We start from the raw sequence: 17,589 nt of genomic DNA on the forward strand, positions 1-17,589 counted from the left end.
TCTTTATTGTAGATTAATCCATTTACACAGGCAGATGACATCAAAATGAAAGCTGTAAGAAATGCAGCACTGCACCGCAATTTGACTTTATTCCCATTCTGTTTTCTTATTTGTAATCAAATTTCCCGTCGTTCTTTTCTTCTAAGGCTTTGATCATATGATAAGTAAACTCATTATACGGTGTAGGAATGCCTAACTCTCTCCCCATACGAACGACTGCACCGGCAAACATATCTACCTCTGTGTGACGCTTTGCATCAAGATCCTGAAGCGTGGAATATCTAGCGCGGTCCATGACTTTGCTGCCAAAGGTTGAGGATGTATCCGATTTGTCAAAATCAATTCCTTTTGCCTTTGCGATCAGATCCACTTCCTCCCTGAGTCTGTCCCGCAAAAATGCCATATGTTCGCTGTCTTTATAGGCTCCGACGCCACAGCCAACCATAGCCTGCGCCTGATTATTTGGCACATTGAGCCGGAATTTGCTCCAGATTTCCGTAAGGATCACATCAGTTGCCCTGTAATGAAGCCCTGTATCCACAAAAAGATCATTTAATGCTTCAACTCTCTCTGTCCCTCTGCTAAGATCTGCTTCCCCGTAGATAATGCCGATCGTTGTCTCCGGCTCAAATTTTACATGGTTGCCATCTCTCTCCGATGCCACTTTGATCAGTGAATGTACGATTTTATCAGAAGAGATCACCTCTGAGATGATCTCCTCACTGTCCACGCCGTTCATCAGGCTGATAACGGTTGTTTTCTCTCCCACCACCGTCCGGATATCCTTTAATGCCGGGCGGAGTGCATTGTATTTCATTGCTACGATCAAAAGATCTACGCCGTGTGCCTCCTCAGGTGTTTTTATGACTGGATCGTATCTTTTATCATTGATAAAAAATCCTTCTTTTTCATAACGTGCTCTGCGTTCTCCTGACGCAACCACACACAGATCAATATCTTTCTTTTGGGTAAGTCCCCAGATGATGTAGGAACCTACTGCTCCTGCTCCAAGTATTGCAACTGACTGATATTTCATTTTACTCCATTCCCGCGTGTGAAAAATCTTATTTTTTACACGCAGTCTCTTTTCATTCTATTTTTTCTTTTCATTTTGCATGACTGCACGGAAAATACCTGATGCTGCAGCAAAAAGTACTCCTGCCACCGGCCAGATGATCCATGTAAAATCCCAACGCATTGTCCAGAAACTCCATCCCAGATAAATTGCAGTGGCAATACACCAGTAAGCTCCGCTAAATGCATCTGACTTCTTTTTCAGTTTCTTTTCTGAAATAGTATAATCTCCCTCCTGCAAAAGAATATCATAACTTCCTTTTATCATACCGACACGGATTATCATATACACGCCACATGCTACCAGAATTAAAAGCAGCGATACAAAGCTGGTACATACAACATCCGGCGCATCCATACAGGCTGCCACCAAAAGCGGGATTGCCGCAACGATGCAGAGCACCACGCCAACGGCGATTCCTCTGGTAAATGTTCCCTCATAATTTTTTAATTTTTCCTTTGCAAGCCCTTCTACCCCATAGGCGGTTTCAAAACATTCGTTTTCCAGAAACTCAAATCTTTTTGTCTGCATACCACAGGAAATAAATGTAAATACCGCTGCCGCCACAAATCCAAGCAGGCATACCAGTCCAACCGATGCAGCCACACCCTCGGAAATATTTCCAATCTGCGCCTCCGATAATCCTGCCAAAAATATCAGAACTGACGGACTGGCGATGCAGGATGCAACTGCAGCTGCGATCTTCGGTGCATTTTTCTTCCGGACTTCCATAAAATCATTTGCATCTTCCACCGAAACCTTTTTTAATGGGAAATCTTTGTCGGAAGGTTCCACTCCCTCAATGGGCTGCGGTGCCTCACATTCATCTTTTAAAAGGTAGTCTGTACTCACCCCAAAAATTTCTGACAGCTGGATCACCCTCTGAAGATCCGGTATTGACTGGGCACTCTCCCATTTTGACACCGCCTGTCTGGAGACAGAAAGTTTCTCTGCCAGTTCTTCCTGCGACCATCCGTTCTTTTTTCGCTCTTCCATAATTTTTTCAGCTAAAATCATAACTCATCCTCTTTTCTTTTTCAATGATGTGATCTTTGTTACGCCTCCATCATACCCATTTTGACCGGTTGCAGGCTACCAAATGTGCCTGTCAATCTGTCAATTGATGGTTGCAATTCCCGCAATTTAGGCATTTTCCTGTATTTTTCGATCCAGGAACTTTTTATCACTCTCACAAACGACCGCCCACTGCAAATTTAGAAAAGCTCTTTGTTGTAAAGTTCACTGTCTGTTTCTTAGAATCATAATAAGATTTTGAAATCTTTTTGACATTTCCTTTTTTGCTGATGGTGTATGCAAAAAGATCTTTCTTTTTTTCTTTCTTAGAAATCTTATAATGGATCTTTACGGTAACCTTTCCCTTTTTCAATTTTCCTAACGTTTTTTTCTTTGCACCTGTAACCGAAATTTCATACATTGGACGTTTTTTGACAATTTTACCTGCCTTTGAAGAAAGAATGCGTTTATCTAATTTCTTAACATGAAAATACACATCTGAATTCATCTGTTTTTTTATTTCTTTTAAGGCATTGCGGTCCATGATAACTGCAACATTTCCAAATTCCAATTGCAGTGCTTTTGCCTCTTTTTTGATAAGGTAATTAATCGTTGATTTATCAAGTTTTAAAACCTGTTTTTTCCCTTTCCTGGATTTACATTTTATTGTGACGGTCTTATTCTTTATTGTTTTATCTGTCTTGCTTTCAAGTTCTGGCACAGGTGTTACATTTGGAACCACTTCTGTTTCTCCCGGATTCGGCTTCTCCGGTGCTGGTTTTTCTGGTGTTGGTTTCTCCGGGGTCGGTTTCTCCGGTGCCGGTTTCTCCGGGGTTGGTTCTTCTGGTGTCGGTTTTTCCGGCGGAATCAATGTCCCTCCCCAAGTTTGTGACTTCTTTTCTTTCACAGTAACCTGACAGGCAGCTTCACTCCCCGCATAGTTTGCATTACCGTTATATCTGGCAGTAAATAGATACGTCTTTGTCTTGTTCGGAAGTGATACCGTCCACTGATCATTTTCATTCTTAACCAGTGTAATGCTGGAATCATTGCAAGTAATATCCACCGGTTCATCTGCGCTGATTCCCTGTTTTATAACTTTAAGTGTTACGCTGCCAGCACCCTCTGATCCTGCGGGCGTTGCAAGAAGCTTTAGTTCTGTAACAGCCTTTGTAATTTCCAAAGATGCCTGCCCATAACAGGATTTTGCAGAATCAGAAGATGCTTCAAAATAAATTGTATATTTACCTACGTCTGTATAAGTCGGAAGTTCTTCTATTGTATAAGGTCCGTCCTCCTTCATACTGTATCGAAGATTCACACCCTCCCCTGGTCTAATGTCAAATGTATGCCTGTTTGAATCATACGGCACTGTAACCGGTCTTGTCGTACACTCTGCTATCTCCTGATCTTCGTCTCCGGAGGAATCATTGTTCTCCTGATAATAATAAACAATGTCCATGCTGTCTTCCGTGATCGTCATCTTATCCTGATCCACACTGTTTCCCACACAGGCATAACCGGATAACTCAGGATTTCTTAAGGTATATGTAGAATTGCGTGGTACATGGACAATCGATGCTTTTGTATTCGGAATATCTGTTTCTGTTCCGTCTTCGTTCTTTAACCGGTAATGAATGTTGACGGTACTCCATGCCTGATTACCTGTTTTATCTGTCGCTAAAACTTCCTGTGTATCCATGTCCACGATTTTTCCATCCAGTCTGTCACCGTTTGTCAGACCATACACATCATTAAGTACAACGGAAAGAGACTCTCTTGCAGCATCCGGGTCATAGAAATTTGTAAGGGCTTGGATGGTAAATTCTTTTTCTGCACTATATTTTACCGTTATTCCATCTGCGCCGATAATGCGAAAACTCATCTTAAGATGCTGTTCTTTATTCACCATATTTTGTACAACCGTGCGAAATTCCAAATCATGATCATTGGCTTTTGTGATATTAGACTCGGTAATTCTGTATTTTTCACTGTCTCTGTCAAGTGTCGCGGTTTTGTTATGAGGAATAGAAACTTCAGGATCACTGATATAAAGAGCCGCCGGTTTACTGACATAATCCGTGTTATTCAGCTTTCTTGCCAGTTCCATTTTGCAGACCTCACAAAACGGCTGTCCGAGCCACCGCATCATACATTCACGACTGGGCGCAAATGCGGTATCCGTTCCCGCATTCGTGATTCCGATCCCGCGAAATCCTAACATTTTGCTCCATTTGATTTTCTCCGGATCAGTAGTGTCGGACATATTTGGTTTGTTGGTATATCTCTCATATTCATCGCCGAGTCCGCCTATACTATGGGCAGTCTCGTGAGCCATAACCATTCCATCACTATTATCCTCAGAATTTGTAGAAAAAGAAAATAATGGATTTACTGATGCACCATAGCTTCCTGTATCATTACAAAGTATATGAATCGTTCCAACATTTGCGCCTTCATCCAGATAATTTTCTTCCAGTTCCGTTCTTAACGCTTTCGCCCTTTCATCCCCGCCATTGGTAAATCCGGCTGCCTTTCCATATACTTTGACATGAAAATATGTATCCGGACTCTTGCCGCCATACACTCCAATGCCTGACTCGTTAGAAACTGCCTGCACAGCGTAAATATTAATACGGTCAGAATATTCCCTATATGGTGACCATGTCAGCATTCCACGCGCCTTTTGGGTGGCATCTTCCAAAAACTGATCCTGCTGACCGGCGGTATAGCCATCTCCCATGATCACGATCACAAAGTTTTCTTTATCATCACCAGTCTTATGAATTACCTGTACCGGAAATGTGGTTTTGGATTTTTCTGTATTTTTTGCCATTGCTGTTTGTGGCAAAAGCAACAATAATAATAACATCATATAGATACATACTGCTTGTATTCGTTTTGTTTTTCTTTTCATATACTTCACCTTTTGTTGAATAAGTTTTCTCTTTGCTATCAGATTTTTTACGCAGTTTCCTCGGAATTGCGCTTGATGCTGTCCACAATGCTCATAATCTTTCTTGCCGAATCCATATTAATCTGCAAAAGGAGGATTTTCTTATGCTTACAACGGAACTTTTTATAGCCATTATCAGCTTATGCATTACCTGTTTTAATCTTGGTTATACCGTTGGTTCTAAGAGCAATGACAAAACACAAAAATAACCGCCCCATGTCCTGCCAGACCAAGCGGTTATTTTTTACCAATTATCTACAGGGCTAACCGTCTATCGGTAGCACCTTTTGATATTATATTAACATTCCACCGCTTTTATGTCAAACATATATTCTATTTTTAATTATGCTCATTTCGTCGATAAACTTGAATTTATGGGATCAGATTGTAAGATAAAAAGCCTTATTTATTCCCTTAAAACCCACCCTTTTGATATGCTCTGGCAATAATATAGGATGGTTCATAATATGCACTACAATTATAATTATCTATTATATCACAAATATCACTATTATAAACCCTATATATTTCATCAACATAATTTTCATTCCAAAGAGCCGTATCAACAATCAATCGCTGATATACTTTCCCCATCTGTATTGCTGACGGGATCTGGCTCACTAATTCTTTATTCACATCCGAAATATCAAAATCGCCATTTTCTAATTGGTAAGTTTCAATCCAGTTTTTCATCTAAACTTTCCTTCATTCACAAGTCTATGCAATATACTTTCGATGCGACGCTTTCACATTATTCTGGTTTACGATTGCATACTGCATTGTCGTGTCTATCTGAGAATGTCCCAAAATTTTCTGTACCTGTTCTATCGGCATTCCCTTATCAATCGCCCTCGTTGCCATCGTTCGCCGGAACTTGTGCGGATGTATTCTCTCCATGCTTATTTTTCTGCCAAGCTCACGAACCCGGATTTCCACACCGCTGATTTTTAATCTGTCATATGGAGCATCTAAAGTTGTAAATAATGCAGGATTATCGTCATGACAGCTATTAATATTTAAATATGTTTCATTAGATGTCTGCTCTCTCTGCGGTGCTTCACTGGATAAATTTTTAAGCAGCACTTCCTGTAATTTTTTCATCTGTGCAATGCTCAAAAAATCTTCCATTTCATTTAATATGCATACTAATTTTTCATCCATGTTGGTACTCTATTCCTTTCATACCAACATCCTGCCCCAACATAACTGTCAAAATTTTCTTTTTTCGTTTTACAATTTTATAAAACAAACCTATGCAATTTTAAAAATCACATAGGTTCTACATCATTTTAAGCCAACTAATTTTTTTATTGCTTCTTCATCCCAATTATCATTTGCCTATACAAAATATTCTGTTTTTCTCTTCTTAAAAATTCTATATGGAACAGACGTATTATCATAGATATGCATTACATCTGCTATCTCAACTAATTCAGGAATAAGTTTTAATGCTTTCGTATATCTGGAACGAATTTTATCTTCAGGTACTCCGTGTCCACCCGTTGCTTCTCTGGATTCCACTCGCATTACATTAATATTCACATTAGCAGTCAACACATATATACAACGAATAAAATATCCTTTATATATAATTTGCTCATTTTATTCTAGCGTTTTCTTCAGATCGACGTTACTATCCAAATTTAATTTATAGAATTGTATTTTCCAAGTAGCACTCCAGCAAATAAGATGGATTTTCATAATAAAGGCTGCTGTTATAATCATCAATCTTTGCACTGAGAAAAGAATTATATACTTTTATCAGCGCATCCACGATACCAATTTGTTTTTCCTGTGCCACCTGTTTGATCAAACGTTTATATACTTTTGCAATATCCCAATGAGAAGGTATCGCATATCGGCAATCCGCTACATTGTCAAATATTCCATCTGGGATTTTCGCTTCTTCTATAAAATCTTCGCATACCCTGTCAATATTGTCACAATGATAAACATCTGCCAGATCATAGATTTTCTGCAGCCAGTCTTTACCAAGCCAGTTTACAATATCAGTTCTCTTATTTTTTGTTTTTCTTGCAATATAACCAATCAGACCACATACAAAAAATAAAATCCAGCCATTCATCTGTCATCTCACGAAATTCTTTGATGTTTAAATCCTGATTTAAACGCACGTCATAAATCAACACAATTTTTGCATCATAGCGTCTTGCCCATCTCTGCGCCTGTTCTTTTATGATCGTGCAATAAAAACCAACGCCAAAATCTTTTGTGTTGCGTCCTACGCAGATTTCCGGGTTTTCAACGGGTGTATAACCGCCATGATAAACTGTCCTTTTCGCCATAATGTCTACTCTTTCTTCTACTCCGCCTCATGCATCTCCACTCCCGGCTTTGCCTCCACCGTATGTGTTGCCTCATAGAGTGACGCCGTCGGTGCGATCGGGCTCATGAGCACTTTTCCGGTTCCGCGGTACACATTGACGAGTCCTTCGCCGCTGACTGCCGAACCCACAAGCGTTTTCGTCGATCTCTCCACAGTAAATTCCAGACCAGAGGACCAGCAGACTGCAAGATTTCCGTCAATTTTTAATTCATCATTGTCAAGTTCCACCTCAATCAGTTCTTCATACGGCACGTTACTCTCCAATGCTGCGACACCTTCCCCGACCAGACTTAAGTTGAAAAATCCTTCTTTGCCAAGCACGGTCGATGAGATTGTTTTCCGCGCCGTCAGCTTATTTTTTACGGTTCCGGAACAGGCATAAAATATGCCATCCTCGATTGTCATGCCCTTTTCACCCCAGGATCCGACATCCACTAAGATCAGATATTTATAGGTAGGTTCTAACACCAGAATGCCGTTGCCGACGTATTCCGGTTTGACTGCTGTCTCCTTTGTGATCGCACCTTTGACCATCTTGCCGACAAAATCACCGACTCCCTTGATCCCTGTGGTTGCTTTCACATGACCTGCCATCCACTGCATGCTGCCCGCCTGGATAATGGCAGACTCTTTTCCGTTTAATTCAATGACAATCTGGCGCCTGCGGACACCCATTTTACTCATAAAGTACTCATTTCTCGCATTTTCCGGCGCAACGGAGGCGTCTGACTGATACTCTAATACATGAAAATTTCCAAGACTGCTCACATATTTTCTTGCGTTGTTTTCTAAATTTTTTATATTCATTTAAACTCCCTTTCCTGCGCTGCTTTCTAATGAAAACAAGTTTTGCACACTGATCTCCTATTCTTTCTTATCCGCTCCATTATAAAACAAACCGCTTTTCTGATTCAATCAATATCCGTATCATGTTTAAATCTTCAGTTGTAAAGTCGTTACTGTTCACTCGTACCTCGTTCCAGTAACGGATTTTGCCGATGCTTCGCATTCCAAATCGGCAAAATCTGCTGCCACCACTGTATCATACGGCATTTTCAGTTCAGAAAATGCCTGCCTGTGAACAGTAGCGTAAAGTCAATGTTTTCTGGTAGATCTCAACCAATTTTTCACGGTTCTTTTCGCTGATAAAATAATAATCGCTCTGACTCCCCTCTGCCATGATATAAGGTCCAAAAGTCCGTATCCCACAAAACAGCACAGTTCCTTTCGATGCAATGGCAAGCCCGTATCCTTTCTCTGATAAAATAAGCGGCATTCTTAACTTTTTCCCACCATAGGAAATGTATTTTGCTTTTGCTGTCACATCCATAAAATCAGCGGCAAGCAGTCCCTTTGCTTTCAAATGTTCGGACTTTTCCCAGTCAAAAAAAGTCCAGTTACAGGCTCCTTCCTGGAGCCTTGGTTCTTCGGCTTTTTCGGCAAGCAGCAACTGTTTTTTCTCATTATAAAAGCAAACCGCACCATTATTTTTTGCAATACGCACAGTAACTTTTTCCGTTGCAATCTCTACGACCGTTTTGGATTCTTGCGCACTCCACGGAAACACTGTATCCGCCTTTCCTTTCCATGCAGTATCGCCAATTTTTTCCGTGACACCCTTCACGAAACTGACCCGGATCACCTCCGGTGTGATCGGTGTGATGCGTAAAAGTCCGTACATGCTGGAAAGTTCCACATAGCTTTTTGTCTTTTTGATCCATTTGATGACAAAATTGTTTCGGGAATGACCTTTGACACGGAGGATCGCATTGTCCGGTATCGCGCCAAATTCATATGGAGAGATAATGATTTCCTCCGTATGATTTTTTTCGTTTTTTCCAGAGTTGTCTGCTGCTTTTCTGACTGGCGCTGCCACAGCTCTCTTATAGGCAGATGCCATATTTTGCCCTGCCGGCATGGACATTTTTGCCCGCTCAGGTTCCTGGTATCTGTTTATGGCTGTGCTATTCGGTATCTGAACTGTACCATTGGACTGTCTTGACATGACATTTGGGATAATTTGCCCTGTCAATGTTTTTCCTCTTGTCTCAGCCTCATTCTCTTTCCCCTGCGTTTTAATGACAATGCGCTTCGGACCGATATACTCGCGCTCTGCCATATCCTTTGCGCCCTCGATCCTGCGCTGCTGTTCGATCTCTTTTTCCGTGTGCTGCACCCGTTCAAATTCCGCTGCTTTTGTCAAGGTTTCTGCCGCAAACTCTTTCATATGTTTTCCTTCCGGGACTTTGTCGGCAAGGATCCCGGTCAGCTTTCCACGGTGCAAAACCACAAGTTCATGCAGTGCGCGGGTCGCAGCCACATACAGAAGTTTGACATGCCCGTTATCCGACGGGTATTTTTCCTGTGTCGGATCAAACAGCAGCACAGCATCAAATTCAAGTCCTTTCGTGTAGGAGACAGGAAGCACCATGACGCCATCCCCGAACTCGGCTTTTTCCAGATCTGATTCTGCAATTTTTACATATTTCTTTAGTTCTTCCGCAGCCTGTGCCGCTTCCGCCTCATCACGACAGATCACAGCGATCGTCTCATAACCGTCCTGCTGCCATTTTTTGATCGTGGTGACGGTATCTGCCAGCAATTGATTTTCATCCGGACATGCCACCGTCTGCACCGGATTTCCGTGACGGATAATCGGCTCTACCGGATAAATGGAAAAATCTCCATGACGCAGAATTTCATTTGCAAACCCAGAAATTTCCACCGTGTTGCGGTAACTTTTCCTAAGAAGTCCGAACGCATCAAATGTCCCTGTCAAAATCAGTTTTTTCAACTCTTCCCAGTCGTTTAAACCATACTCAAAATGAATATTCTGGGATGTATCACCCATGATCGTGTAAGTACAGTCATACAGACAGTAATGCAGGCATCTGTATGACATCATGCCAAAGTCCTGCGCCTCATCAATCACTACATGGCTCGCCTCACGCACCGGATCCGTCTCTTTGATCCTCTTGTAAATATATGCAAGTGCCGCAAGATCATAGACATCAAACGAGTTTTCCGGCACATCGACTTCTTTTCCTGCCTCCTGCTGCGCAAGTAAAAATTCTCTGTAAAAAGTAAATACAGATTCTCTCCATTTTCCATCCCCAAAATAAGACGCGTACTTTTTGTCTAAAATCTTTTTCTCTTTTGGCGGAAAAGTCACGGACTTCCCGGAAACCTCATTTTCATATTTTGCATACAAAATCTCATTTAACATGAGTATCTTGCTCTGCATGGAAACTTTCGGATTATTTTTTAAATAACGTCCGATCTGCTCCTTTGATAACAGGAGATTTCCAGTCTTTTCCATATAAATGTCTTCTTTTGCGATCGACTGATTCTCATAGTTCTGGCAGAATTTTTCTAAATCCAGAAACCACGCCGTGCCGCCCCTGATGCTGTTTTTTGCATCTGTCTTGTCGATATTGTGGTAAGAAAACCGCGTCTCGCCCCAATCCTCATACAAAAGGCGGATGAAAAGCTGCTCCATCGTCATCTGACGGATTCCATACACATCAAGTTCCGGCAGAACACTTGTGATATAATTCAAAAGAATCCGGTTGCTTCCTATAATATAAAAGTCCTCCGGGCGGAAATCATCTTTATAATTATATAGAATATAGGAAATACGGTGCATCGCCACTGTCGTTTTTCCGGAACCGGCGACACCCTGCACAATGATGTTCGTTTTCGGCGAACGGCGGATAATGAGGTTCTGCTCTTTCTGGATCGTCGCAATGATCTCGCCCAAAACTGCCTTTTTATTTTTGGCAAGGTATTTTGTCAGCAGTTCATCGTTGGCGACCACATCCGAATCAAAGAAATCTTTTAACCGGTCATTTTCAATCTCGTAAGTGCGCTTGCGTTTCAGATCAATCTCAAATGTCCTCTCAGAGCTCACGGTATACTGGCATGTTCCCATCCTGCTCTCATAGTATACTGATGCGATCGGTGCTCTCCAGTCGAGCACGACCGGATCAGAGCTGCTGTCCGTGATGCCGACTCTTCCAATATAAAAAGTCTCATCCGCTTTCGCCTTTGGATCCCTGAAATCAATGCGCCCAAAATATGGCTTCTTACGTGCCTTTTCATAGCGCACCAGTTCCCGTTCTTCCTCTTTTAATCTCGCAGTCGCATTGTTCCAGAGTGCCAGTCCTTCCTTATCCTTTGCATCGTAGACTTCGAGGAGATCGGCAAGATCTTCATTAATTTTCCGGATATCTTCTTTCGCATGATCTAAATTATCCTGCGCGATCTCTATGATTTTACTGAGCTGATGCTCCTCGTCTTCCTTTGTCAGACCGGGGAATTTCTCAAACAGCTTTATGATCTCATCTAACGAATCCACCCTCGCTGCCAGTTTCCCACGCAGTGTCTCATCCGGTTCGGTCTGATCCGGTACCATCACAACATTACAGCCTGCACCATAAGCACTGCATACACCGTTTGGGGAATCCTCAACCGCCATACATTCATTCGGCAAAAGTGCAAGCTGTCTGCATGCATACTGATAGATATCCGGTGAAGGCTTTCCATGTTCCACCATCGTTGCACAGATGATCTGATCAAAATAACCGTAAAGACCAAGCTGCTTTAAATACTGTTCCGTACGCACCTGATCTGTCGCCGTCGCGATTGCACGGCGAATACCCTGTGCCTTTAAATAATCAAGAAGTTCGATTGCACCTTTTTTGATCTCAATTCCATTTTTTTTCAGACACTCTCCCATGATCTGCTTGCGATAATTTCGTATCGCCGTATAATCCAGATCCGGATCATGAAACATTTCTTTTAAATGCTGTGGTGCATACGGCTGCCCAAGCGACCGCATGGTAAGTGCCTGTTCATCCGTCATTTCATACCCAAAATGCGCCAGTGCCTTTGGCCAGAACATGCGGTAATATTTTTCCGTATCGATCAGTGTGCCGTCCATATCAAAAATTACGGCTTTTATGTTTTTTGTATTCATGCTTTTCCTCTTCTATCCCGAACCATTACCTCAATTGTGCAACAACCGGCTGCATAAATCCCTGCCAGAACTATTGTCGTGAATTAGAATATTTTAACACATTTATTTTCACACGACAACGCTATTTCGAATGGCTGATACATTCTGACGGATGGCAGAGCCAAAATCTTTTGAAAATGATTCTTTTCGCATACGAAACTGTCACAGAGGAAGCAAAAGACTATGCATCTTTATGACCTGCATACAAGACAAACTATATTTCAGACGTTCCATCGTGGCTCTTTTGCATACCCCATAAACAGATCAAAGATCGCACGGTAGCCTTCTTCCTTGATATGCATTCCCTCAATCGTATACTCTGCTTTGAGATTTCCATCCCGGTCTTTTAACGGATCATTGATATCTATATATTTTGCATGATGTCTTTCCGCAAGCTCCTGCACTGCCTTATTTGCCATCGCAATTTTCCCGTTCGTGCGGACACGCAGACATGGTTTCATCTCCTCGGCTGCTGCCTCATAATTAATCGGATAATATGCCATCATATAGATCTCAATGTCAGGCAGTTTCTCTTCCACGATAGCGAGAATCCTGTCATAGTTTGCGATCATCCGGTCTATGGATATCGCAGGATCACTCAGATCATTTGTCCCGATATTGATAAAAAGACGGGACGGTTTCAGATCCAGAATGCAGACATCTACATTTTCAAGCAGTTCGTCTGTGATAAAACCGCCGATTCCACGGTTATAGACCGTGATATCCAGATGGTCTTCGTCAATAAATTTTTCGACCGGAAACATCTCCATCAGTGAGGAACCTGCGCATACAATTTCCCCCGGTACCACTTTCTGATTCAATTTTCTGTAACGTACAATTTTTTCTTCCTTCGTCATGTTAATCCTCCTCGAATTCCATTTCCTTAATAAATGCTTCCACTTCTGCCGGCAAACGTTCCTCGCGCCATGCTAACAATATCTCGGTTGTAAGATCAGCGTCCGTAATGCCATAAACACACATCGAGTCAGACACACGCATGGACTCTGGCAAAATTGCCACTCCAATCCCTTTTTCTGCAATTGTCATCGCTGTTCTTGCATCCTCACATTCATAATAGATATCGCAGGTCAGTCCAACAGCCTCAAACGCTGAAATAATATAATTCCGATACCGGTGTGATAATATCAGATGTTCCTTTGACAATTCTCTCAAACTAATCTGTGATCCATCCTTTTTCCTGAATCCCTCTATTCCCTCATATCCATCTGCTGCCACGGCAGCCAGTTTTTCCCGAATCAGCCTCTTTGTCTTACAACCGTTCAGCGTGATCGGCGTACGCAGTGTTGTGATATCTATCATGTGCTTTTCTAATTGTTCTTTTAAATTGAATGTCGATCCCTCATGAATATCAAAATGAATCCCCGGATATTGTTTTGAAAACCTCTCAATATATTCTGACATCATCAGAACCGTAGATGGTGTAATACCAATATGTATCGTTGCAGACTGACTTACCTTGACCACCTCACGCTTTGTAACATCTAACATTTTTAAAATACTGCCAGACCTTGCATACAACACCTTTCCAGCTTCTGTCAATGTGATTTTCTTTGTTCCACGAAAAAAAAGCTGTACATTAAGTTCTTCTTCAAGCATTTTCATCTGATAACTGACCGGTGGCTGTGTCATTTTAAGAACTTTCGCAGCACCACTCACCGTTCCCTCTTCCACCACTGCACGAAAATATTCCAACTGTCTGATTTCCATGTTTCCCTCCTCTCCTGTTTTTGTCAGTATATATAAAAAATATTGTTTTATGATATAAAATAAATATTTTTTATATATTATAATTTATGCTATACTGGTTTTCAAGAATTAAATTTTTCACAAAAATGAGGATTACCATGAAACGCATTGATTTTGAAAACGGAACCGTCACAGAAAATATATTAAGCGCTGCACTGCCTATGCTGGCAGCCCAGATTTTAAGTCTGCTCTATAACATTGTAGACCGCATTTATATCGGGCGAATCCCGGATATCGGAACCACGGCTCTTGGCGCAGTCGGACTTTGTTTTCCGCTTATTATGATCATCACGGCATGCAGCAATCTGTTCGGGAGCGGCGGCGCACCGCTTTTTTCGATCAACCGTGGGAAAGGTGATAAAGAACAGGCAAACAGGATCTTAAATACCTCTTTTTCCATGGTATGTGCCAGTGCACTCCTCCTGATGGGAACCGGTCTTCTCTTTGCAAAACCGCTTCTCATTCTTTTTGGTGCCTCAAAAAATGCTCTGACTTTTGCCAGACCTTATATGATGCTGTATCTGCTCGGTACACTTCCATCCATGATTGCTACCGGCATGAACCCTTTTATCAATGCACAGGGGTATTCCACAACCGGGATGTTTTCCGTGGCAATCGGTGCAATCGCAAACATTCTCCTGGATCCGCTCTTTATTTTTACCTTCCATCTGGGCGTAAACGGTGCAGCGGCCGCCACTGTATTGTCACAGATTTTATCTGCACTGTTTGTGTTTCATTTTCTGCGCCGCAAAGCGGAGATCAAAGTCCGCCTGCTTCGAAAAAATGAACTTTCCTCCTGCATTCCTCTCGCGAAAAGTATCATCAGCCTCGGTACATCCGGTTTTATCATGCAGCTCACCAACAGTCTCGTCTCCATCTGCTGCAATCATGTACTCTCCGTCACCGGTGGCGATGTGTACGTCTCTGTCATGACAATTGTCTCAAGTGTCCGCCAGATGGTGGAAACTCCGATCTATGCGATCACGGAAGGTTCCTCCCCAATCATAAGCTACAACTATGGTGCCCTCCGCCCCACGCGCGTCAAAAAAGCCGGCATCACGATGGCTCTTATGGCGCTCGTCTATACCGGCCTCATGTGGAGCGTGATCATTCTCGCCCCGGAATATTTAATTAGTGTTTTCAGTTCGGATACAGCACTGTCAGCAGATGCCGTTCCCGCATTAAAACTGTATTTTGCTGCATTTATCTTTATGGATCTGCAGTATATCGGTCAGACTGTTTTCAAATCTTTAAACAAACGGAAACAGGCGATCTTCTTTTCCCTGCTGCGCAAGGTGTTTATCGTTGTACCGCTGACCTATCTTCTGCCATACACTTTCCACATGGGAACGGACGGCGTATTTCTTGCAGAACCCGTATCAAATGTGATCGGTGGCAGTCTGTGTTTTATCACAATGCTGTTTACGGTTCTGCCGGAGCTGAACCGGATGGAAAATCAGTAAAATATGCTTTCAGCTCCGCCACGATCATTTCCTGACTCTCCCTCGTGTGGATCAGTGCATAATAATGCCCGCCGCCAAATTTTGACCGTCTTTCCTCTTCGCATATTCCCGCTGCAATGCCTTTTTCGGTCACACGTCTGATGCGGGTTTCGTCCTGTTCCTCTTCCTTCAAATAGCCTTTTTGTACGAGCAGATCATTGACAAAAGCAGCCGTCAGCTTTTTGCGGTCTTTTTCCTCACAGAGCGCATTGATCCGGTCGGTCAGTTCCGATACCATGCAGGCGTCAGAAAACGTTACCTGATCTAATTTTTCCGGTGCAATATAAAACGGCTGTTTCTTTTTTCCCGCCGGGGGCTTCGACACAATTTCTACTACCGCAGCTCCTTCTGTCTTTCCTGTCGTCATATTTCCGGATTCATGTGTCTGCAAAAACATCCGGATGATCTCTGCAAAACTTTCCCCGTAGCTTGCAATCTTCTGTGCACCCATTCCGTATACATCCGCCATCTGTGTTTTATCTGCCGGACATCTGGCACACATATCTTTCAACGTCTTATCAGAACAGATGATAAACGGCGGCACACCCTGTTTTGCAGCAAGTTCTGACCGGCATTTGCGCAGTTTCTCAAACAGCTCCTGCCCTTCTTCCGTTAAATCTGCAAGTTCTGCTGTCTTTTTCTTTGCACGTCCGGTCTCGATATAATTTTCCTCCACCTCGTCCTCTGTCACAACACAGTTACTGCATTTTTCACAGATGCACGGACTGTGATCCCCAAAATAGTTCAGGATATACTGGCGCAGACACTCATCTGTCTCACAGTAGTGAATCATCTGATTCAGTTTCCGCTGTTCATTTGCCCGGACTGCCGGATCTCCTGCCGTATAACCGCCCTCTGTCGCCTTATAGTCAAGCAGCCGTTTGTTGATCATGATATCCTGTTTGGAAAAGAAAAGCACACACTCCGCTTCCTCCCCGTCGCGCCCGGCTCTTCCAGCCTCCTGGTAATAATATTCAAGGCTTTGCGGCATATTATAATGGAGCACATAACGCACATTGGATTTGTCGATCCCCATTCCAAATGCGTTGGTCGCAACCATCACACGGATCCTGTCATAGGTAAAATCATCCTGACTCTCTTTCCGTTCTTCCAAAGAAAGCCCCGCATGGTACCGCCCTGCCAGAATGCCGTGCTGCAATAAAAGTTCACAGACACTGTCCACATTCTTTTTTGTCGCACAGTAGATGATTCCACTCTCATCCTCATGCCTTTTGACATAATTTAAAATACTGTTGTCCGTCTCTTTTCCACCTTTTCGCTTTACGACACGGAAGAAAAGATTCGGCCGGTCAAACCCGGTCACGACAGTCACCGGATTCTGCAGGTGCAGACTTCCCGTGATATCCTGTTTGACGCGCTCGGTCGCTGTCGCCGTAAATGCGCTGACCACAGGGCGTCTCGGCAGTCTTGCAAGAAAATCTGCAATCTCTAAATAGCTTGGCCTGAAATCCTGTCCCCACTGGGAAATACAGTGTGCCTCATCCACTGTCACCATCGAAATGTCTGCCCGGCATGCAAAATCTAAAAAACGCATGGTATTTAACCGCTCCGGCGCGACGTAGATGATCTTGTACTGTCCCTGTGCCGCATACAAAAGCGCCGCCCGGATCTGATTTTCCGTCAGTGAGCTGTTGATGTATGCCGCATGTACGCCTGCCTGGTTCAGTGCCTTGACCTGGTCAGACATCAAGGAGATGAGCGGTGAGATCACGATCGTGATACCGGGCAGCATCAGCGCCGGAACCTGATAACAGAGTGATTTTCCGGCGCCGGTCGGCATGATGCCGAGGACGTCGCTGCCATTTAAGATGCCTTCCATCAAGTCCTGCTGACCAGGCCGGAGGGTGTCGTATCCAAAATAGTGTTTGAGTGTCTGATATAAATTCAAAA

Annotated in this window: 12 protein-coding genes and 1 pseudogene; 1 reads left to right on the top strand and 12 read right to left on the bottom strand. The window is 42.9% G+C overall.

Going from position 1 to position 17,589, the window contains the following annotated elements:
* Nucleotides 1-106 precede the first annotated feature (106 nt).
* The 11 genes and pseudogenes from ACDD58_RS16785 to ACDD58_RS16835 all read right to left on the bottom strand — a co-directional run bounded on the left by ACDD58_RS16785 (nucleotide 107) and on the right by ACDD58_RS16835 (nucleotide 14,137).
* Complete coding sequence (locus ACDD58_RS16785; RefSeq protein WP_117919431.1) at nucleotides 107-1,036, bottom strand: ketopantoate reductase family protein; 930 nt, start codon at nucleotides 1,034-1,036, stop codon at nucleotides 107-109.
* Nucleotides 1,037-1,093: 57 nt separating this feature from the next.
* Complete coding sequence (locus tag ACDD58_RS16790; RefSeq protein WP_370778474.1) at nucleotides 1,094-2,092, bottom strand: helix-turn-helix domain-containing protein; 999 nt, start codon at nucleotides 2,090-2,092, stop codon at nucleotides 1,094-1,096.
* Nucleotides 2,093-2,264: 172 nt separating this feature from the next.
* Nucleotides 2,265-5,006, bottom strand: coding sequence for a M64 family metallopeptidase (locus ACDD58_RS16795; RefSeq protein WP_370778475.1), 2,742 nt, complete (start codon nucleotides 5,004-5,006; stop codon nucleotides 2,265-2,267).
* A 453-nt stretch (nucleotides 5,007-5,459) separates the two neighbouring features.
* Entirely contained in the window at nucleotides 5,460-5,738 is a 279-nt protein-coding gene (locus tag ACDD58_RS16800; protein ID WP_015520244.1) for a hypothetical protein, read from the bottom strand.
* A 24-nt stretch (nucleotides 5,739-5,762) separates the two neighbouring features.
* The gene (locus ACDD58_RS16805; protein ID WP_370778476.1) at nucleotides 5,763-6,206 is read right to left on the bottom strand and encodes a tyrosine-type recombinase/integrase; all 444 of its coding nucleotides are present in this window, start codon (nucleotides 6,204-6,206) and stop codon (nucleotides 5,763-5,765) included.
* Between the two features lie 487 nt (nucleotides 6,207-6,693).
* Nucleotides 6,694-7,131, bottom strand: coding sequence for a hypothetical protein (locus ACDD58_RS16810; protein WP_015560286.1), 438 nt, complete (start codon nucleotides 7,129-7,131; stop codon nucleotides 6,694-6,696).
* Nucleotides 7,112-7,351: pseudogene (locus ACDD58_RS16815) on the bottom strand (DUF3990 domain-containing protein); the annotation flags it as partial. The pseudogene ACDD58_RS16815 and the gene ACDD58_RS16810, both read right to left, overlap by 20 nt.
* Before the next feature lie 17 nt (nucleotides 7,352-7,368).
* On the bottom strand, nucleotides 7,369-8,199 hold the full coding sequence (locus ACDD58_RS16820) for an AIM24 family protein (RefSeq protein ID WP_370778477.1): 831 nt from the start codon (nucleotides 8,197-8,199) through the stop codon (nucleotides 7,369-7,371).
* 253 nt (nucleotides 8,200-8,452) lie between these two features.
* Nucleotides 8,453-12,370 carry an HAD-IA family hydrolase gene (locus ACDD58_RS16825; RefSeq protein WP_370778478.1) on the bottom strand — a complete coding sequence of 1,306 codons (3,918 nt, stop codon included), beginning with the start codon at nucleotides 12,368-12,370 and terminating at the stop codon, nucleotides 8,453-8,455.
* Between the two features lie 260 nt (nucleotides 12,371-12,630).
* A complete protein-coding gene (locus ACDD58_RS16830; RefSeq protein ID WP_370778479.1) occupies nucleotides 12,631-13,266 on the bottom strand; it encodes a GDSL-type esterase/lipase family protein in 636 nt (211 codons plus the stop codon).
* A 1-nt stretch (nucleotide 13,267) separates the two neighbouring features.
* Nucleotides 13,268-14,137, bottom strand: a complete 870-nt coding sequence (locus ACDD58_RS16835; RefSeq protein WP_370778480.1) for a LysR family transcriptional regulator — start codon at nucleotides 14,135-14,137, stop codon at nucleotides 13,268-13,270.
* Between the two features lie 137 nt (nucleotides 14,138-14,274).
* On the opposite strand from ACDD58_RS16835, the gene ACDD58_RS16840 reads away from it, so the two are divergent.
* On the top strand, nucleotides 14,275-15,639 hold the full coding sequence (locus ACDD58_RS16840; RefSeq protein WP_118597548.1) for an MATE family efflux transporter: 1,365 nt from the start codon (nucleotides 14,275-14,277) through the stop codon (nucleotides 15,637-15,639).
* On the opposite strand, the gene ACDD58_RS16845 is transcribed toward ACDD58_RS16840, so the two are convergent.
* Nucleotides 15,599-17,587 carry a RecQ family ATP-dependent DNA helicase gene (locus ACDD58_RS16845; protein WP_370778481.1) on the bottom strand — a complete coding sequence of 663 codons (1,989 nt, stop codon included), beginning with the start codon at nucleotides 17,585-17,587 and terminating at the stop codon, nucleotides 15,599-15,601. The two genes, ACDD58_RS16840 and ACDD58_RS16845, sit on opposite strands and share 41 nt — an antisense overlap.
* Nucleotides 17,588-17,589 lie beyond the last annotated feature (2 nt).

This window comes from Roseburia sp., assembly GCF_041325975.1.
GTDB lineage: Bacteria > Bacillota > Clostridia > Lachnospirales > Lachnospiraceae > Roseburia > Roseburia rectibacter.